This window comes from Helicobacter pylori oki112 (assembly GCF_000600085.1).
In the GTDB taxonomy this organism is placed as follows: Bacteria; Campylobacterota; Campylobacteria; order Campylobacterales; family Helicobacteraceae; genus Helicobacter; species Helicobacter pylori_CY.
Map to the genome: position 1 here is coordinate 129336 of NZ_CP006821.1, position 19863 is coordinate 149198.

Consider the following 19863-nt stretch of genomic DNA (forward strand, 5'->3'; position numbering starts at 1 on the left):
TCCCTATATTTTTGCACCATAGCATGAATGCAATAAAAAAAGAAATTCTTAGGATTTCTCACATTAAGGAGTTTTAAATGAAAAAGGTTTTTTTAGGTATGGCATTAGCCTTTAGTGTGTCCATGGCAGAAAAAAGCGGCGCGTTTTTGGGAGGGGGGTTTCAATATTCTAATTTAGAAAACCAAAACACCACCCGCACCCCAGGTGCTAACAATAACACCCCGATAGACACTTCAATGTTTGGTAGCAATCAAACAGCTCCAGCCAAAGAAACGCAGAGTGCTTCCAAACCAGATACTAAAGTCAATCCAAGTGCAAGCTGGATGAAAAAATAAGGGAGGAAGTCATGAAAAAGTCATTCAAAAAATTAGGCTTTTTCTCTTTAGCGGCTAGTGGCGTGCTTTTAGGGAGCATGAACGCTACCGATTTAGAAACCTACGCAGCATTGCAAAAACCATCGCATGTTTTTGGTAATTATGCTGAAAAGGAAAAGGAAAAAGAAGAGGGCAGTAAAAAAGAAGTCCCCACCGGTTTTACAAATGGCAGTGGCAAAAGCAATAGTGGTAGCACACCAACCCCACAACAACAAGCCCAAACCACCGCTACAAGCGACAAAACAGAAGCAACAACCCTTGAAAACACCGCTACCACTGACAACACCACAGCGGCTGCTGATAAAGCTTATGAAAGTAGCACTTACGACAGCACTGTATCTGGTGCGGCTCAAAAAGTAGAAACCGATAACACAGCCGTTCAAACAGCTGAACAAGCTTTAAAAAGCGCTGTAGAAAAAGTTCAAGCTGATGCTAACGCTACAGATTTTAATGAAACAACATTTAAAACCGATCAAGCAGCCGAGCAAACCGCTGAAAAAGCTTTACAACAGGCTGAGAGCAAACTCAACACCGATCAACAGACTTTAAACACAGCGTTACAAGATCAGACGAAAACACCAACCCCATCAACCCCACCAACTAAAGAGGAACCAAAACACACCGCTTCAAGTGGCACACCAAGTTCAACAACCCCACCAGCTAAAAAAGATGAAACAAGTGGTGGCACTAGCGGGAACACCGTGGCAAGCCAGTTAACCAAAGATATCACTATGGTTAATAATCTTAAGAGCGTGAGCGTGAGTGGCATGAACACCACTTTAAGTGGGGTAGAAACCATGTCTCAACAGAGCGCAACGATTGGCAACCTTTTGAATAGTAGCACCGATTTAAGCAGTGTGATTCCTAACGCTCAAGGGCTAAACAGTGCGTTTAGCACATTAGAAAGCGCTCAAAACACTTTAAAAGGCTATTTAAATTCTTCTAGCGCGACGATTGGGCAATTGACAAACGGCTCTAATGCGGTTGTGGGCGCGTTAGATAAAGCTATCAATCAAGTGGATATGGCTTTGGCCGATCTTGTTACGGCTGATACGCAAAAAACGCAAGCCGTTACGCTTGCAGCTGCTAGTGATAGCACAACGACAACGACAGATGCCATCAATTTCTTAAACGCGCTAAAAAGCAATCTAATGGCTCAAAAAGACGCTTTCATGAATGTGCATAAAAACATTCAAACCGCTGTCGCTCAAGCCCAAGCAACCTACACGCCAAGCGTGATTAACACCAATAATTACGGGCAAATGTATGGGGTAGATGCGATGGCAGGGTATAAGTGGTTCTTTGGCAAAACCAAACGCTTTGGCTTTAGATCTTATGGATACTACAGCTATAACCATGCGAATTTAAGCTTTGTAGGGAGCCAGCTTGGAATCATGGAGGGCGCGTCTCAAGTGAATAACTTCACTTATGGCGTGGGCTTTGATGCGCTCTATAACTTCTATGAAAGTAAAGAGAGCTATAACACAGCAGGGTTGTTCGTGGGCTTTGGGTTAGGAGGGGATTCGTTTATCGTTCAAGGAGAGAGCTACTTGAAATCTCAGATGCAAATCTGCAACAACACCGCCGGCTGTTCAGCGAGCATGAACACGAGCTACTTCCAAATGCCTGTGGAATTTGGTTTTAGGAGCAATTTTTCTAAACACAGCGGGATTGAAGTGGGCTTTAAATTGCCTTTATTCACCAACCAATTCTATAAAGAAAGAGGCGTAGATGGATCGGTAGATGTGTTCTATAAAAGGAACTTCTCTATCTATTTTAACTACATGATCAACTTCTAAGCCTTTTTCTTCTTTTCAATAGAGGGTTTTCTCTCTGTTGGTTTCTTTTTTCTTTTTTTTTTGCGGTGTTTGTTTTGTTGTGTTGGGGGGTTAGGTTTTTGTTTAAGAAAGTTTTTTAAAACTAAAGAAGCGCTTAAAACAGAACCTTTTGTTTTGGGATTTGATTTTTTACTTTGGCTTGTTTTCAAAAGCCATTTTGATTTCTAAAAATAGTCTATAATGCTCGCAAGAGATATTTTTTAAGGTTATCAATGAAAGCTATAAAAATACTTTTTATAATGACACTCAGTTTAAACGCTATCAGCGTGAATAGGGCGTTGTTTGACTTAAAAGATTCGCAATTAAAAGGGGAATTAACGCCAAAAATAGTGAATTTTGGGGGTTATAAAAGCAGCACCAAAGAGTGGGGGGCTACGGCTTTAAACTATATCAATGCGGCTAATGGCGATGCGAAAAAATTCAGCGCGTTAGTGGAAAAAATGCGTTTTAACTCCGGTATATTGGGGAATTTAAGAGCGCATGCACATTTAAGGCAAGCCCTAAAATTGCAAAAGAATTTGAAATATTGCCTTAAAATCATCGCTAGGGATTCTTTTTATAGTTACCGCACCGGTATTTATATCCCCTTAGGGATTTCTTTAAAAGATCAAAAAACGGCTCAAAAGATGCTCGCTGATTTGAGCGTGGTAGGGGCGTATCTTAAAAAACAACAAGAGAATGAAAAGGCTCAAAGCCCTTATTACAGGAGCAACAACTATTACAACTCTTACTATAGCCCTTATTATGGTATGTATGGCATGTATGGAATGGGTATGTATGGCATGTATGGCATGGGCATGTATGATTTTTATGACTTTTATGATGGCATGTATGGTTTCTACCCTAACATGTTTTTCATGATGCAAGTTCAAGATTACTTGATGTTAGAAAATTACATGTATGCGCTCGATCAAGAAGAGATTTTAGACCATGACGCTTCTACTGACCAACTTGATACGCCTACTGATGATGACAAAGACGATAAAGACGATAAATCCTTACAACAAGCAAATCTCATGAGCTTTTATCGTGATCCCAAATTCAGCAAAGGCATTCAAACCAACCGCTTGAATAGTGCTTTAGTCAATTTAGACAACAGCCGCATGCTCAAAGACAATTCGCTTTTCCACACTAAAGCCATGCCCACTAAAAGCGTGGATGCGATAACTTCTCAAGCCAAAGAGCTTAACCATTTGGTGGGGCAAATCAAAGAAATGAAGCAAGATGGGGCGAGTCCTAATAAGATTGATGCGCTTGTGAATAAAGCTATGGGAGTGAGAGACAAATTAGACAACAATCTCAACCAACTAGACAATGACTTAAAAGATCAAAAAGGGCTTTCAAGCGAGCAACAAGCTCAAGTGGATAAAGCCCTAGACAGCGTGCAACAATTAAGCCATAGCAGCGATGTGGTGGGGAATTATTTAGATGGGAGTTTGAAAATTGATGGCGATGATAGAGATGATTTGAATGATGCGATGAATAACCCTATGCAACAACCTGCACAACAAACGCCTACTAGCAACATGGCCAACACCCATGCAAATGACAGCAAAGATCAAGGGGGTAATGCACTCATAAACCCTAATAACGCCACCAACGATGATCACATGGATACTAACACCACTGACACCGGCAACGCAAACGACACCCCCACTGATGATAAAGATGCTAGCGGCAACAATACCGGCGATATGAACAACACCGATACCGGCAATACGGACACTGGCAACACCGATACCGGTAACACCGATGATATGAGCAACATGAACAATGGCAACGATGATATGGGTAACGCTAATGACGACATGAGCAACGGCAACGACATGGGCGATGACATGAACAACGCCAACGATATGAACGATGACATGGGTAATGGCAACGATGATATGGGCGATATGGGGGATATGAACGACGATATGGGTGGCGACATGGGAGACATGGGGGATATGGGCGATATGGGGAATTGAGATTAAACCCCAACATCAAAGAGTGATAGCCAAAACTTAATATTTTTATTTATAATTCTTTTAAGGGGGATAGGGGGATACTTTGGCGATGAATACCCCTTTAACCCCCAACCAACTCCCCTTAAGAACGCTTTTTAAAATCCAGCCAAAGCTTTTTATCAAACTGAACGCAAAAAACTCCGTCCTTTAGGGTGCAAAATGCAAGTGCATAGCCGTTAGGCTATATTTAAGCTAAAAGATGACAAAATACCTCTAGTCTTTTTAGGCTAGAAAATGCCCATGCAGGCTTTAAGGAACAAAGCCTTTCGTGTTAGCATTCAATGGAATGCTTTAGTTAGGAAGCTCCTTGCTTTAGAAAAAGGGGGCGGTTCCACATTTTAGACGCTCAAAATTAAAAGCAGAAATTAAAATTTCTTCTTGCTCACATCTTCTAAAATATCTTGGGAGATCCCATCAATTTTAGTGCTGACTTGTAAAGAATAATTAGCGATAGTCAAATTATCCTGCACATCTTGTTGCAAGGCGTTAATGGAGTTGTGGATGTTTTCTACGCCCTTGTTTTGCATTTTGATAGACTCGGCGTTATCGGCAATGCTTTGAACTAAAATATTAATATTGGCTTCAATCTCGCTGAGCGATTTTTGCGTCCTTTCAGCGAGTTTCCTCACTTCATCAGCCACCACCGCAAAGCCTCTGCCATGCTCACCAGCCCGTGCGGCTTCAATAGCAGCGTTTAGGGCTAATAGATTCGTTTGATCAGCGATGTCTCTAATCATATCCACCACGCTTTTAATGTCTTCGCCTTGAGAGATCATCTCTTGGCTTTTAGAATCAATGGTTGTGATAATATTAGTGATTTCTTCTAAGGATTGAGTGGTGTTTTTCAGGCTCCTTTCTTGTTTGTGAGCGGTTTTGGTTAAGTTATCCACGCAAGTTTTTAAATCTTTGGATTCATGATTGAGCGCGTTCGCAAACCCTAAAGAAGCTTTAAGCATGCTAGAAATTTCTTGCCCTAAAGTGTTGAGCGCTTTTTCCATGTTGGCTTTAGGATTTTGGATGTGGTGGGTGAAATCCAGGTTTTTATAATGCTCTAGAGCGTTATTTAGGGATTCAATATTGGCGCCAATTTGGTTGCGGAAATACTGGATAATGCTATTAATCGTATTTCTTAAAGCTTGCAAATCTTTATTTTTAGGCACGCATGCGATTTCTTGCGTGAAATCCCCATTTTCCACATAATTTGTTACTTCAATGCTGTTTTGAATGGCTTTGTTATCGGCTTGAATGCTTTCTTGGGTTTTAAGGATATTTTCATTAATGGAAGCTTGCATTTGCCCGATTTCATCATAAGCGCTTGGAGGCGTTAGGCTTATGGCATGGTTATTTTTGGGGTTATTAAGCAAGTTGAAAAAATCGTTTAGGGTGTTATTGACCCTACTGATGCGTTTGGTTATGAGATTAGAAATGATGATAAAGACTAAAAAGGCTAACACCAGCACGCCTAAAATCAAAGTGGTGATGATAATGAATTTGGTGTTTGTCGCTTCTTTAAAGACTAAAGATTTATTGACATATTTTCCGATTGCCCAACGCCAATGATTGCCGTTATTCCCTTTTTCTTCAAAAAGATCAAAGGGCTGTATGGCTAAAAAGGTTTCTGTATTCCCGCTCAATGAATGGTAGCTCAAAGTGCCCGCTTCGTTTTGATCGTAATACTCCACAGCCTTAGCGACTCTTCTATCCGGATTGATGGTGCTTAAGATTTTATCTTGGATCTCATGATTAGGGTTGATTAAAATCCTGCCGTCTTTCCCCATTAAAAAGGTGTTGCTCTTTTTCTTGCCTACCACATCTGTATAAAAAGCGTCAATGTTTAAAAAGAAATTCAGTGCGCCTATCACATTTTGATTCTTACCCATTAGGGGGAGGGTAATATCCATGCCATAGATTTTATCGCCATTAACCTCTTTATAATAGGGATCTGAACGGGTTATATTTTTGAGCGAACGGATTTGATTGGTCATGGTTTCATTGAGTGCGGTATTAGGGTAGGCGATTTTTGAATCTAAATTCATAGCAGTGATAATTCGTTCATTATTATTCGCATAAATCGCACTAATCAATAACACATGAGGGTTTGCCAGCAAAAACTCAGAGAGCATGCGCTTTTTTAGAGTGTCGTTGATAGCGCTATTTTCATCGCTTAAAAATTTTTCAAGGGTGTTAGCGCCAATAAAAATGCGTTTCATGATGCTTTGAATCTTAAAACTGACTAATCGAGCCTTTTTTTGCAGCAATTCTGTGGCTTGGCTTTGCAACACGCTTTCAACCTTGTAGCTGATAATAACGCCCATAACAGCACTAATCGCAATGACAACCGCACATACCATCATGACGATTTTAGAACCAATTCTTGCAGATTTCATTCCCTTTGCCCTTTTAAAACTATTGATAGAGAATGATTATTATACATTAATATTGAAATTTTAATAAAACAAGAGAGGACAAAAAAGCAGAAAATAAAAGAGAGCCAAAGCCCTCCAAAGCTCCCCCAAAGGAGAGGCAAAAAGAAATAAAAATTACCTTTTGGAGAATTGCGGGCTTCTTCTAGCCTTTCTTTTACCATATTTTTTGCGTTCAACCACCCTTGAATCCCTAGTGAGCAAGCCCTTAGGTTTTAAAATGGCTCTAAAAGCAATATCATAAGCGTTCAAAGCCTTAGAAATGCCATGCCTTAAAGCTTCCGCTTGTGCTGAGTAGCCCCCACCAAAAACCACCGCTTTAATATCCACAGATTGCTCTTGTTTGGTTAAAAGCAAGGGCTGCATGACTTTCATTTTAATGGCTTCATGCCCGCCCAACCATTGATTCAGGCTCTGCTCATTGATACTCAATTCGCCTTTACCCGGAGTGAGCCACACTTTAGCGATAGCGGTTTTTCTTTTACCGGTAGCATAGATTTTTCTCATTTAGCGTCCTTTTTGCTAGTTTGTGCGGTGTGAGGGTGCTTATCATCACGATAAACTTTGAGTTTTTTAATCATCGCTTTCCCTAATTTCGTTTTAGGGAGCATGCCCCTAACGGCTAAGTGGTAGAGCTTTTCGGGGGTTTTTTCTAGCATTTCTTGGAGAGTTTTGCTCTTAGTACTGCCAAAATAGCCTGAATGGGTGAAATACTCTTTATCCTCTAATTTCATGCCTGAAAATTTAACCTTATTAGCGTTGATAACCACCACAAAATCCCCGCAATCCACATTAGGGGTGTAAAAAGGGCGGTGTTTGCCTCTTAAAAGCACAGCGATTTCAGTGATCAAGCGGCCAAAAACTTTGTCTTTGGCGTCTAAAACGACCCAATCACGAACGATGTCATTGACTTTAGCAGTCTTTGTCATGAGAATCCTTTGATAAAATTAAAGCACCCATTATAAGGAAATAAGCTTAAATATTGCTGAATTTAAGGAAAGTTTAAAGTTTAAAAATAGGGTTTTTAAAAAATTTGTTTGACTGCTTTTGATTTTATTGTAAAACCCATTTCCTTAAAGGGATAGGGGGGCATTTTACAATAACTCTCCCCTACAATCCCCAACTAAAAACCCCCTAACCCCAAAAGACCGCTTAAAAAATCACCGCCTGATTAAAAACCAAGCTTTTTACTATTTGATCGTAAAAATACCAAAAAGCCTTTATTTTTGCTTTTGGTTAAGCCTTTCTTCTATCTTTTTGATTTGTTGGCTCATTTTAGCGCTCGCATTGATTTGATTGATGAGCATGTAAAGGTTTATCATCATCAAAAGCACCACCACAAGCCCTAAAAAAAACACGATTTGAACGGCTTTTTTAGCGATTTCTCGGGCTTCTTGTTCGTTTTGCATGCGTTTTTAATTTTCCAATTCTTCTGGGGATAAATCTTTATAAAAGCGTTCTAATGCAAAGCTCTCGCCCAAATACGCAACGATTTCTTGGGAATCCACAAGGGCGTTTTGCAAGCAACTCGTCGCGCCTGGAGAAGGGGTCATGTTAAAAGTGATGCCTTTATGGGTGCAAATCTTTTTTTCGCCTAATTCCAGTTTTCGCTTGGTTCTGTCTAAAACCTGCGGGCGCACTTCGCCAAAACCATGAGCGTATTCTAAATCTTCTAGACTAAGAGAGGGGATGATTTTTTGAGCGTCTTTTAAAAATTTCCTTTTACCGATAATGGGCAATTCAAAAACCATGTTTTTAAACACATAATTACGGATTTCTTTATCGCTCATCAAATCAAACGCGATTTTAAACACATCTTTATTCAAATCCATTTTCAACAATTCCAAGCTAATGCCCTTAAGCCAGCATTTGTTGCGCTCTAATTTAGGCATCGTTAAAGCGGTAGGCCCGATTCGTGTTTTTCCTTTAATGACGGCATCAGGGTCGCCATGCACGGCTGCAAAAGGGAGTTTGGGGTTTTGAACGGTATAAACCTTGCCTCTTAATAAATCCGGCACAAAATAAAAGCTACCCGCCACAGGCAAGCACCCTAAATCCAGGCCATAGCCCATGCTCTGAGCCAAAGGCAAAGCGTAAGAGCCAGCATTGACCAGCACGAATTTAGCATACACTTCTTCAGCGTCTTCTGAAATTACGGCGTAAGTGTCGTTGCGTTTTTCAATCTTTTTCACTTTGAAATTCAAAAACACCTGGTTGTTAGGCCTTAATTTTAGGGCTTCTTCAACGAAGTTTTCACTCAACTTCGCAAAATTCATGGTGCTCCAATCCTTCCTATACCCATGCCCGACAATGTTTTCATGCCTGTCTATGCCATTAGCCCCTAAAATCACATTAGGCTCTAATTCTTTAATCTTTTGCTTGTCAAATTCTTCTAACCCCACAAAGATTTCTTTAAAGGATTCGTAGCGCTTTTTCATGAACTCGCATTCTTCATCGCCCACGCCTATAGCCATTTTCTGGGTTTCAAAAATCACTTCATTTTGCAAGCCTTTATTGAGTGCGTATTGTCTGGTTTTATAAGCACTCAAACGCACTTTTTTAGCTTTTTCAGGAGTGTAATTCGTTTCAATAGAGCCATCATGAATGGTTTGTGAATTAGCCTTAGCGCTGGAGCTGATTTGAGCTAATTTAGAGCATTTTTCCACGATAGCCACGCGTTTTAAAGAGCTATATTCGCTCAAAGTATAAAAGGTCGCGCACCCTGAAACCCCACCTCCAATAATAACAGCATCAAATTCCATACTCATTGTCTTTCTCCAAATGTTTTAAATTGATAAATCGTAATCATAGTATAAGAAAATCAATTCGCATTCAAAGGGTTTGAAGTTTTATTGACAAAATCTTTCAAATCGCTCATTCCAAGCACCCTATCAATCAATAATTTCTTTTTAGAAAACGCCCCATTATGTTCTTCTGCTAACCATAATGAAGTGATCACCACGCCCCCTATTTTATGACTCAAGGTTTTAAAATGCTTTTGGGTTTGCACCGACCAAATGCTGTGAGCGACTATCGCTTGATGGTTGTGTGCACCTAAATAGAGCATGATGTGCCCTTTTAAATAGATGAGCGTTCCAAAAGGCGTGGCGCTTTTAAGGATGTAATCTTCTTTTTCTTTAGCTTTCATGGAGCTTAAATCCACATAATTGTTCGCGTAACGGCTTTGCGCGTAGGAATTTCTGGGGAGCAAAATGCCAAAATTAGCAAAACTATCCCTAGTGAAAGCCGAGCAATCCCTATTACCTAATAGCCCTCCCCAGCCGTATTTTTGCCCTAACATGGTGTCTATAAAATACGCCATGTTCTCGCTGTTAAAAGCCTTAGGGAAAACAAAAAAATCCTTTTCTTCTAAGATCACGCTTTGTAAAGTCGCATAGCCCTTAGCGTCCCTCAAAAAACCATAGGCTTTCAATTCCTTTTTTGGGGGTTTTTCAGGTGTTTTTTGACTTTGGGGGATGAGAGCGAACAATTCGCCCACCCTAGCATCGGTGTAAAAATCCCCATAGTCTGTATAAAGGGGGATTTTATCTTTTATAGGCATGACATAACTTTTAAGCTTGGTTAAAAGCTCTATGTCTTTATCGCGCATGTAGGCTAAATCGCTAACTTTAATCCAGCCATAAACAAAACTGCTTTGAATATGGGCGTAAGTTTTATCTAGATTAAAATGCGTGATTAAAACCGGCGTGCCTTGAAAAATCAGCGAATTTTGATACCTATCAAAAGGATAGCCTTTTTGAGAAAGGTAATAAGGCTTGTTAGTAGGCACAGCCCTCACATCGCTATCTCGCACCACAACAGCCTTAATCTTAGTGCTCGGGTAATGCTCAATATCCATGCTTTTAATAAGCTCATCATTGAAAGCTTTTGCGTTGGGTTTTAGATCTTCGCCATAACCGGTGGATTTATTCATCTCCTTAAGGATCCAAAACACTTCTTTTTTATTGCTTTTGACTTTCATATCTAGCCATGGGGAATACCACGCTTTGAGATAGCTCTCTTTTAGATTTTCTCTTAACGCTTGGGGGTCAATGCTTTGGTTATTATGACTGCCATTTTGAGAGTTTGCAAGATAGCTTGAAGTCTCTTGGGGCAAGGATAAATCTTTGAGCGTGAAATCCTTTTTCATGCAACCCACAAACAAAAACAAGAAAACTACAAGAAAATAACGCATGTTTTAGAGGAACCTTAACATCAAATGCGCAAATAGTTTCTTAAAATGCGCCCGTATTGCGGGCTTCTCAATTTTTTAATCGCAGAGCTTTCAATCTGGCGCACCCTTTCTCTAGTAACATTCAATTCCTTGCCGATTTCTTCTAAAGTGCGATCGCTTTCATCGTCTAAAAGCCCAAAACGCATGCGGATCACCGCTTTTTCTCGCTCATTCAACTGATCCAAAACGCTTTCAATTTGGGCTTTTAAATCTTCTCGCATGATGTGATCAATGGAGCTAACGATATTTTTATCTTCCACGAAATCCCCAAATTTGCCGTCATCATCATTGCCGACTGGGGTTTCCAAACTGATAGGCTCTTTAGTAACCTTAATCACATTCTTCACTTTATCTAACGAAAGCCCCACTTCTTCAGCCACCACTTCTAAATCAGGCTCTTTGCCGGTTTCTTGAATGTGTTTGCGCATGACTTTATTGATGCGATTAATCGTGTCAATCATGTGAATGGGGATGCGGATAGTGCGGGCTTGATCGGCTATGGCTCTGCTGATAGCTTGCTTGATCCACCAGGTCGCATAGGTAGAAAACTTGAAGCCCTTTTCATGCTCAAACTTATCCACCGCTTTCATCAAGCCGATATTACCCTCTTGAATCAAATCCAAGAAGGGTAAGCCTCTACTTGTGAATCGTTTAGCGATGCTCACCACCAACCTTAAATTGGATTTAGCCATTTTGTTTTTAGCGCGATCGGAAATCAATTTCCCTCTTTTGATTTGCTCTAAAATTTCTTTTAGCTTGTTAGGGGCTAAATCAAAGCCTTCTTCGCTCGCTTCTTTAGTCAAAAAGAGTTTTTTGAGATCCATATACACGCTCACCATAGTCGCTTCTGGCACTTGAGCGATAATATCTTCTTTAGTCATGTTAGTGATATTAGCGAGAATTTTTTTATGGTTAGCGATCAAAACATCATTGAATAAGGGTAGCTTATATTCCAAGCGTTTCAACTCTTTTTCAAACCCATCGCCACTTTTTAAAGTGGTCTCCATCGTTTTGACTAATTCATTGATCAGTTTGCTGGTAGGCTCTAAATCATAGAGTCTGTCTTTGAGCGTTTGGCGTTTGTAAGCTAGGGTCAATGAACGCACTAACTCGTCTTCTTTTTCATCTATGGGGGCTTCAAGGGCTTTAAGCCATTCTTTTTTAGCCTTGTCTAGGGCTTTAAAGCTTTCTTGAACCTTTTCTACGCGCTTCTTGTCTTTTTCGGAAACGACTTTTTTCCTTTCTTCGTTTTCTTCATCTTCTTCGCTGTCGTCATCTTTTTTAGAATCGCTCACGCTATTTTCATCGTCATCATCAAAGCTCCTGAAAAGCTCCTTAACCCTTCGTTCACGATTGATTAAAGCGTCTTTATACGCATAGATAAAATCAATCAAATACGGCACCGAGCAAATCGCGTCTAAAATAATGTCTTCACCCAAGCGGATTTGCTTGCTCAATTCAATCTCTTCATCTTTGCTTAAAAGTTTTATATCCCCCATTTCACGCAAATACATGCGCACTGGGCTATCGCTTCTGCTCCACTCTAAAAAATCCTTTTCTTTCAAAAAGTCATAGCCATCTTCTAATTCTTCATCTAAAACTTTTTGCTTTTCTTCAGTTTTTTTAATCTTGTCAATCGCATTGAGTTTTTTAGCGTATTCTGAAGAGCTGACCAATTTCTTTTGGTATTTTTGGCACAACTCTTTGATTTTTTTGACTTGGGCTAGAATGGGGACTTTCGTGCTGATTTGAATGATGGACTCATAAGAAACGCAATCGCTTAAGGAATTAGCGAACAATTCTTCTAACGCTTCATTAAAACTAAGCTTTTTAACAGGAACGGGTTCTTTCGCTTTAGCTTCTTTGATTTTGTTTTCTTTGGTTTTATTTTCTTTAATTTTGCTCTCTTTGGCTTTATTGTTTTCCTTAGTTTTATTTTCTTGTGTGGCTTCTTGTGTGGCTTCTGCTTTGGCTTCCTGTTTAGCTCTTTTGGGGGCTTTTTCTTCGTTAGCTTTCTTTTTCATTGGACACTCCATAAAATAAGAACCCATGCTTTCAATCAAAAGCTAGATCCATAAGATAAGATACACCTAATCCTTTGTTATTTTACTAAAAAATAGCTTAAATTCTAATTATATTATTGGAATTTTTCCCCACTTTATTAAATATTCATCACAAAAATGTAAAAAATACTAAAAAGCTTTTTTACATTCCACCACTCCATTCCATAACTCTATAAAAACAAACCCTAAAGCTTATCCACCATGCTTTTTAAGAATTTCGCTGAAGTTTGAGCGCTTTTTTCTAAAAACGCATCAAAGCTCATGCCAGCTTCCTCATCAGCGTTATCGCTAATACTCCTTAGCACGCAGCATGGCACGCCAAATTTTTGGCACACAAACGCCACGCTCGCCCCCTCCATTTCCACCGCGCTCGCTTTAAACTCGCTAACTAAAAACTCTTTCCTTTCTTTGCTATGGACAAACTGATCGCCTGATGCGATGATACCTTCTTTGAGTGCGATGTGTTGCTCATTAGCGACTTTTTTAGCCAAAGCGTTTAAACTTTCGCTCGTTTCAATAAAAATCGCGCTTTCTGGGATGAACCCTAAAGGGTGGTTAAACGCGCTCAAATCCACATCATGCTGGACTAATTGAATAGCCACTAACAAATCATTGATTTTTAAGTCTTTGACTAAGCTTCCAGCCACCCCGCTAAAAAGCACCTTTTGAACGCCAAACGCTAAAATCATGCTCGTTGTGGTTAAAGTGGAATGCACCTTGCCAATCTTGCTATAAGCGACAATGATTTCCTTGTTACGATAAACGCCTTTATGGAAAACATTCTCCCCTAAAGGGATCTCTTCAAAATCCACGCCAAACAATTCTAAAATAGGGGTTATTTCTTCTCTCATCGCCCCTAAAATGCCAATTTTTTGCACCATTTTCTCCCAATCACACGTATTCTTCTAAAAATTCAATCGCTTCATCAAGCCCTTTATTATCCCCAACACTTATGGTGGGCTTGTTGCTCAATCGCTTGTTAAGCCCCTTTAACACACTCCCACAGCCTAATTCAAAAAAGACATCCACTCGGTCATTATTGGATTTCACGCAGTCTTGATAACGCACCGGCTGAGTGAGTTGCAAGCTCAATAATTCAACGGCTTTTGCTTTGTTGTGATACGCTTCGTTAGTCGCATTGGAGATGATTTCAAAATGGAATTTATCTTTCAGGCTTTTTTCTAGCAATTCCTGGAATTTAAAAGTCATAGGCTCTAAAAAAGGGCAATGGCTCGCCACGCTCATTTCTAAAAAAAACCACCCTTTTAGCCCCCATTTCCTTTAAAGTCGGCTCTAGAGCTTTCAAATCGTCTTTAATCCCAGCTAAAACCACTTGCATGCCGCCATTGAAATTTGCGCACCACACGTTTTTGGTTCTTTGACACAAACTCAAAAGGCTTTCTTCAGAAACGCCCAAAACGACCATCATGGAAGCGTCTTTATTCGCGCACGCTTCTTGCATCATTTTGCCTCTTTGGTGCGTGAGTTTAAGGGCTTTTTCAAAATCCAACGCCCCGCTCAAAGACACCGCGCTCACTTCGCCGAGCGAATGCCCTAAAGCAAAAACGGGTTTTAACCCTCCATTCACTTGTTTGTTGAGCAATTGGTAAGCGATATAGCTCACTAAGTAAATGGCAGGCTGGGTGTAAGCGCTCTCTTTTAAAAGCTCGTTTTCTTCAAAAAGCGTTTTTTTCATATCCACTTTAAGCGCGTTAGAAGCCCTTTCAAACAATTCTTTAGCTAGGGCGTGGCTTTCATAGAATGATTTTCCCATTCCTATACATTGCGAGCCTTGCCCTGGAAATAATAGCGCGTATTGCATGGTGTTATCCTTTAAATTTTATTAATCCATAGTTTGAGATTGTAATATAAAAGCCCTTAGTTTTGTTTAGAAACCATTAAAGTTTAAGGTTTATTTTAACTTATTTTTACTATAATTCTACTTCTTGAAGGACAGGTGGGTGAGTTGGCTGAAACCACATCCCTGCTAAGGATGCGTAGCCGTCAAGGTTACCGAGGGTTCGAATCCCTCCCTGTCCGCCAGCCTTTTTGCCTTTAAAAACTTTTTGTTTAGAATGTATTAACGAGACACCATAGTTTCTAAGCATTCCTTTTACGACACTCCTTTTACAGATTTTACAAATACAAATTTTAGGTTGGGTGAAGAGAGACACCCAGCCTAAACCCTATAAGGGTTGCGGTATTTTCAAACATTTTGAGTATAATCGTTTCTGCTCATAACCACAAAAAAGAAAGAACATGACTTACAGAGAATTAGGTAAAAAAGTTTTAGAACAAGCAGAGAGACCTTTGAGCGTTAAAGAAATTTTTGAGAAAGCTTGTGAAATGGGATTGGATAAAGAATGCAAGGACGGAAAAATACTTCCTCATAGTCTTGGAAGTCAGCTTGGTGAGCACGATATTTCTAACGATAAGAAGCAATTCTATGTTGCACGCAAAGAGGGAGGAGCCTTTTTCTATTGGCTCAAATCTCGTGAAAGAGAATTTCCACCACAAGAAACCTCAAACGCCGAAGATGATGAACAGATCGAGTGTTCAGGCACAGCCAAAAAACAAAAAACCTCTTTTGATGAAAGGGATTTACACCCACTACTTGTGAAATTCCTTGACAAAGATCCAAATTTCAAGCTCCTATGCAAAACCATCTACCATGAAGATTGTAAAAAAAGTAAAGGGGGTGAATGCAAGTGGAATTATCCTGACATCGTGGGCGTGTATTTTCCCTATAATAAATATTTTCCCTACAATGGATATAAAGAAGAAACTTTGAAATTTTTACACCATACCGGTCAAAAAAGACACAAGCTTTTTTCCTTTGAGCTTAAAATTAGGATTAATTTTTCCAATCTGAAAGAAAGCTATTTCCAAGCGGTGAGCAATTCTACTTGGGCTAATGAGGGGTATTTGGTGGTTTTTGAAGAGATTGAAGATAAAGTTTTGGGCGAATTAAGGCGGCTCAACCAAAGCTTTGGTATAGGGGTTATCAAGCTAGAATCTGAGATTTCAAACTCCAAAATCTTGTTGCCAGCTAAAGAAAGAGAGATTGATATACCCACACTTAACATGCTTGTAGAACAAAGTCCGAAGGATTTTAAGCCTTTTATGGAAAAGATTAACAAGCAAATTGAAAAAGGACTTGATACGGCAGTGGATATGGAGAATTTTTTTGATGAAGTGCTTGGTGATGAAGCAATGCAAAAACACATTCAAAAACACATTAAAGATAAAGACATTAAAAATGATAAAGGCATTGAAGCAGAATAAAAAATGGGAGCACCTTATCTTTCTTGTCCCATTTTTAAAAGCCAAGACCAGCTTTTCACCCTTTATCAAGGGGATTGCAATGAGGTTTTGCCTCAATTTGAAAACCAGTTTGATTTGATTTTTGCCGATCCGCCTTATTTCCTTTCTAATGACGGCTTAAGCATACAGAGCGGTAAAATCGTGAGCGTCAATAAAGGCGATTGGGATAAAGAAGAGAGCGTTAATGATATTGATGAGTTCAATTACCAGTGGATAAACAACGCCAAAAAGGCTTTAAAAAACACAGGAAGCCTTTTAATCAGTGGGACTTACCACAATATCTTTTCTTTGGGGCGCCTTTTACAAAAATTGGATTTTAAGATCTTAAACCTCATCACCTGGCAAAAAACCAACCCTCCCCCCAATTTTAGCTGCCGTTATTTGACGCATTCAGCTGAGCAAATCATTTGGGCGAGAAAAAGCCGCAAGCATAAGCATGTTTTTAACTATGAGATTTTAAAAAAGATCAATAACGACAAACAAATGCGCGATGTGTGGAGCTTCCCAGCGATCGCTCCTTGGGAAAAAACTCATGGCAAGCACCCCACTCAAAAACCCCTCGCTTTATTGGTGCGCTTGCTTTTAATGGCGAGCGGTGAAAATTCCCTCATTGGCGATCCTTTTAGCGGGAGCTCTACCACAGGCATTGCGGCTAATCTTTTGAAGAGGCAATTTATCGGCATAGAAAAAGAAAGCGAGTTTGTCAAAATATCAATGGACAGGAAATTAGAATTAGACGCTCGCTTTAAAGAAATCCGATCTAAAATCAAAGATTTAAATCTGTAGTAAGCCCCTTTTTAAGCCGTTTTAAGCGTTATACTTTTGGGATTTTACCTCAAAATGGGATTCTATTTTCACCCATTCCTTACAAAGGATATTTTCATGCCCAAAAAGCCAGTGTTTGGGGCCAATAATGATTTTTTCTGGATTTTTTATCAAATAAGCCGCCCACCAACTATAAGTGCTATTAGCGATAATGCCATGCTGACAAGATTGCATGAGCAGCATATCCCAATACGCCTCTTCTTCTTTATCCCTAGTGGTCATGTCTATAAAAGGGTAGCCCAGATCAAGGTTTTGCGTGAATTCTAAGTCTTCGCAAAACACAAAAAGCTCCATGTTTGGCACGCACTTTACCATATACTCAAGCGCCTTTTTTTGATAATCAATACCAAGTTGACAGCCAATCCCCACATAATCCCCTCTTCTTATATGCACAAACACGCTGTTTTTAGCGGCTAAAATCAAAGAAAGCTTGCGGTGGTATTCTTCCTCTTTTTTTTTATTATTTTCTGGGGGGGGGTAAAGTGAAGGTTTGCTTGATTAAAGGGGATATAGCGTCAAAATATCGTGGATCTTGGAAATAGCCAAAAAAATAAGTCAAGCGGCTTGGCTTTAGTAATTCAGGCTCGTATTCAAAAACGATTTCTTGACTCACCCTATCAAATCCCATGCATTTGAGCGCGTCTCTTACTAACTTGGGGAGGTGTTGCATTTTAGCTATAGCGATTTCTTTCGCGCTCGCATAGGGCAAATCAATAGGGAAAAGTTCTAATTGCATTTTCCTATTACTCCCATCAAAAGAAGTAATATCTAACAGCACAGGCGTATTAAGGTGTTTTTGCAAACTTTTAGCAAAAGCGTATTGAAACATTTGATTCCCAAGCCCCCCGCAAATTTGCACCACCTTAAAAGCCATTCAATCCCTTTATTTGTCAAATGAAACGCTAATTTTAGCTCATTTTATAGCCCTTTTTCAATAAAAACCTAAAAAGTGGGGCAAGTAACGCTTTCAAATCATTTGAATTTTTTATTTGAAAAAGATGCGTATGAGGGTTCTAGCAAGCGTTCCTGGTATTCTAAAAGAATCCTGTCTTCGCTATTGAGCGAGTAGGCTTCATCGTATTTGCGCTTGATGATGCCTTTTAAAATGGTGTGCTGGACTTGGTACTTATCTTCTTTAAGCATTTCATCCACTAAAGCGTAAAGCTGAATGTCTTGAATGAGTAAATCTGAAATTTTAACGCTCTCTTTATCAAACAATTCTTCATTAGTGCAATATTCATTCACTAAAATAAGCACCCGGTTATACACATCAGAGGCGATTTTAGCGTTTAGGGTTCTATAAATGTAATCTTTGATTTTTTTGAGTTGCTCTTCTAAATCTTCACTGGCCTTGCTCGCTAAAGCCAGAATGCTTAAGATTTGAATCAGAGTCATCATTCTATGGCTTAAAGAGCGGGTGCGCCATTTAATGAGAAGGCGCATGAAATAAGACATTTTGATAGAAAGGCTACAGGGGAGGGTGTTTTTCTTGGATTTTGGCATGCTTAGTTTCTTTTAAAGGATTTTGTGGTTTAATTATATAACTTTAAAACTAATTCTAGGAGTAAAGAGATGGAAACATTCAAAAAAGGCGTGGTCTTAGACGCTAAAAGCGTGGGGTTAAAGGCGCTAGAAGTTTTAAAAGAAGTGGCGGATTTTGATTTTTATGAGATCACTTCGCCTAATCAGGTGGTTGAGCACTGCAAAGAGGCTGAGATTGTAGTGCTGAATAAAGTCGTTATCACTAACGAAATTTTAAGCCAATTGCCTAAACTCAAACTCATTTGCATCACCGCTACAGGCACGGATAATGTGGATATAAAAAGCGCGAAAGCTTTAGGCATAGAAGTCAAAAATGTGAGCGCTTATTCTACAGAATCCGTAGCCCAGCACACTTTAGCGTGCGCATTGTCTTTGTTGGGGAGGATTAATGATTACGATCATTATTGCAAAAGCGGGGAATATAGTCAAAGCGATATTTTTACGCACATTAGCGGTATTAAAATGGGGCTTATTAAGGGGAGTCAATGGGGGGTTATTGGTTTAGGGACTATTGGTAAAAGAGTCGCCAAGCTCGCTCAAGCTTTCGGGGCAAAGGTGGTGTATTATTCCCCTAAAGATAAAAAAGAAGAGTATGAGCGCTTGAGTTTGAAAGATCTGCTCACAACAAGCGATATTATCAGCATTCATGTCCCCTTAAATGAAAGCACGCACGATTTAATCGCTCTAAAGGAATTGCAAAGCCTAAAAGACGGGGCGATTTTAATCAATGTGGGGCGTGGGGGCATTGTGAATGAAAAGGATCTGGCTGAAATTTTAGAAACCAAAGATTTGTATTATGCAAGCGATGTGTTTGTGAAAGAGCCTTTTGAAAAAGATCATGCGTTTTTGAACCCAAAGATCCAAAATAAATTGCTTTTAACCCCCCATATCGCATGGGCGTATAGCGACAGCTTGAAAACCTTAGTAGAAAAAACTAAGGAAAATATCCAGGATTTTTTAGCTTCTCAAAAATAAACGCAAAAAAAGGGGGTTTAATTGTTGGGCTTTTCTCTCCGCTTTTCTCTCTTTTTGCCATAAAGTGAAACCCACCCCTTTCTAAAGAAAGAGACTTCCTAACTAAAACATTGAATGCTAACACGAAAGGCTCTTTATAGTCTGCATGGATATTTCCTACCCTATAAAAGACTAGGGGGATTTTAACCTATTTTAGTCTAACGGCTATGTGCGAACATCTTGCACCCTAAAGGACAGAGTTTTTTCGCGTTAGTGG

At 39.6% G+C, this 19863-nt stretch carries 17 protein-coding genes, 1 tRNA gene and 2 pseudogenes; 7 read left to right on the top strand and 13 right to left on the bottom strand.

Annotated elements, in window-relative coordinates; translation table 11 throughout:
• Positions 1-77 precede the first annotated feature (77 nt).
• The 3 genes from HPOKI112_RS00625 (at position 78) to HPOKI112_RS00640 (ending at position 4182) form a co-directional block, all read left to right on the top strand.
• Positions 78-335, top strand: a complete 258-nt coding sequence (locus tag HPOKI112_RS00625; RefSeq protein ID WP_025275511.1) for a hypothetical protein — start codon at positions 78-80, stop codon at positions 333-335.
• Between the two features lie 11 nt (positions 336-346).
• Complete coding sequence (locus HPOKI112_RS00630) at positions 347-2173, top strand: outer membrane protein (protein WP_025276594.1); 1827 nt, start codon at positions 347-349, stop codon at positions 2171-2173.
• Between the two features lie 251 nt (positions 2174-2424).
• Positions 2425-4182 carry a hypothetical protein gene (locus HPOKI112_RS00640; protein WP_025275514.1) on the top strand — a complete coding sequence of 586 codons (1758 nt, stop codon included), beginning with the start codon at positions 2425-2427 and terminating at the stop codon, positions 4180-4182.
• Between the two features lie 404 nt (positions 4183-4586).
• Here the strand turns inward: HPOKI112_RS00640 and tlpC are convergent, their stop codons facing one another.
• The 10 genes and pseudogenes from tlpC to fabD all read right to left on the bottom strand — a co-directional run bounded on the left by tlpC (position 4587) and on the right by fabD (position 14763).
• Positions 4587-6608: a methyl-accepting chemotaxis protein TlpC gene (gene tlpC / locus HPOKI112_RS00645; RefSeq protein WP_025309562.1), complete on the bottom strand. Its 2022-nt coding sequence runs from the start codon at positions 6606-6608 to the stop codon at positions 4587-4589.
• Positions 6605-6808, bottom strand: a complete 204-nt coding sequence (locus HPOKI112_RS08400) for a hypothetical protein (RefSeq protein ID WP_025287755.1) — start codon at positions 6806-6808, stop codon at positions 6605-6607. The genes tlpC and HPOKI112_RS08400 overlap by 4 nt, the downstream gene beginning before the upstream one ends.
• The gene (gene rpsI, locus HPOKI112_RS00655) at positions 6762-7151 is read right to left on the bottom strand and encodes a 30S ribosomal protein S9 (RefSeq protein WP_001227269.1); all 390 of its coding nucleotides are present in this window, start codon (positions 7149-7151) and stop codon (positions 6762-6764) included. The genes HPOKI112_RS08400 and rpsI overlap by 47 nt, the downstream gene beginning before the upstream one ends.
• Positions 7148-7573 carry a 50S ribosomal protein L13 gene (gene rplM, locus HPOKI112_RS00660; RefSeq protein WP_000167675.1) on the bottom strand — a complete coding sequence of 142 codons (426 nt, stop codon included), beginning with the start codon at positions 7571-7573 and terminating at the stop codon, positions 7148-7150. The genes rpsI and rplM overlap by 4 nt, the downstream gene beginning before the upstream one ends.
• Before the next feature lie 291 nt (positions 7574-7864).
• Positions 7865-8053 carry a DUF5408 family protein gene (locus tag HPOKI112_RS00665; RefSeq protein WP_001178804.1) on the bottom strand — a complete coding sequence of 63 codons (189 nt, stop codon included), beginning with the start codon at positions 8051-8053 and terminating at the stop codon, positions 7865-7867.
• A gap of 6 nt (positions 8054-8059) precedes the next feature.
• Positions 8060-9412, bottom strand: coding sequence for an FAD-dependent oxidoreductase (locus HPOKI112_RS00670; RefSeq protein WP_025276598.1), 1353 nt, complete (start codon positions 9410-9412; stop codon positions 8060-8062).
• A 53-nt stretch (positions 9413-9465) separates the two neighbouring features.
• The gene (locus HPOKI112_RS00675; protein WP_025309563.1) at positions 9466-10839 is read right to left on the bottom strand and encodes a C40 family peptidase; all 1374 of its coding nucleotides are present in this window, start codon (positions 10837-10839) and stop codon (positions 9466-9468) included.
• A 20-nt stretch (positions 10840-10859) separates the two neighbouring features.
• The gene (rpoD, locus tag HPOKI112_RS00680; protein ID WP_162471592.1) at positions 10860-12929 is read right to left on the bottom strand and encodes an RNA polymerase sigma factor RpoD; all 2070 of its coding nucleotides are present in this window, start codon (positions 12927-12929) and stop codon (positions 10860-10862) included.
• 197 nt (positions 12930-13126) lie between these two features.
• Positions 13127-13822, bottom strand: a complete 696-nt coding sequence (locus HPOKI112_RS00685; protein WP_025309565.1) for a 5'-methylthioadenosine/adenosylhomocysteine nucleosidase — start codon at positions 13820-13822, stop codon at positions 13127-13129.
• A 10-nt stretch (positions 13823-13832) separates the two neighbouring features.
• Positions 13833-14763: pseudogene (fabD, locus tag HPOKI112_RS00690) on the bottom strand (ACP S-malonyltransferase).
• Positions 14764-14892: 129 nt separating this feature from the next.
• Between fabD and HPOKI112_RS00695 the strand changes: the two are divergent.
• From HPOKI112_RS00695 to HPOKI112_RS00705, 3 genes are all read left to right on the top strand, one after another.
• Positions 14893-14984 (top strand) — tRNA-Ser (locus HPOKI112_RS00695).
• Positions 14985-15200: 216 nt separating this feature from the next.
• A complete protein-coding gene (locus HPOKI112_RS00700; RefSeq protein ID WP_025275521.1) occupies positions 15201-16226 on the top strand; it encodes an HTH domain-containing protein in 1026 nt (341 codons plus the stop codon).
• Positions 16227-16229: 3 nt separating this feature from the next.
• Complete coding sequence (locus tag HPOKI112_RS00705) at positions 16230-17051, top strand: DNA-methyltransferase (protein WP_025309566.1); 822 nt, start codon at positions 16230-16232, stop codon at positions 17049-17051.
• Positions 17052-17072: 21 nt separating this feature from the next.
• Here HPOKI112_RS00705 and futC1 read toward each other — a convergent pair whose 3' ends face one another.
• From futC1 to HPOKI112_RS00720, 3 genes and pseudogenes are all read right to left on the bottom strand, one after another.
• Positions 17073-17513, bottom strand: a complete 441-nt coding sequence (futC1, locus tag HPOKI112_RS00710) for an alpha-(1,2)-fucosyltransferase FutC1 (protein ID WP_025309567.1) — start codon at positions 17511-17513, stop codon at positions 17073-17075.
• Positions 17510-17964, bottom strand: a pseudogene (locus tag HPOKI112_RS00715) (O-fucosyltransferase family protein). The gene futC1 and the pseudogene HPOKI112_RS00715 overlap by 4 nt, the downstream one beginning before the upstream one ends.
• A gap of 98 nt (positions 17965-18062) precedes the next feature.
• On the bottom strand, positions 18063-18593 hold the full coding sequence (locus HPOKI112_RS00720) for a hypothetical protein (protein ID WP_025309569.1): 531 nt from the start codon (positions 18591-18593) through the stop codon (positions 18063-18065).
• Positions 18594-18662: 69 nt separating this feature from the next.
• On the opposite strand from HPOKI112_RS00720, the gene HPOKI112_RS00725 reads away from it, so the two are divergent.
• Positions 18663-19607, top strand: a complete 945-nt coding sequence (locus HPOKI112_RS00725) for a D-2-hydroxyacid dehydrogenase (protein WP_025309570.1) — start codon at positions 18663-18665, stop codon at positions 19605-19607.
• The last annotated feature ends 256 nt before the right edge of the window (positions 19608-19863 follow it).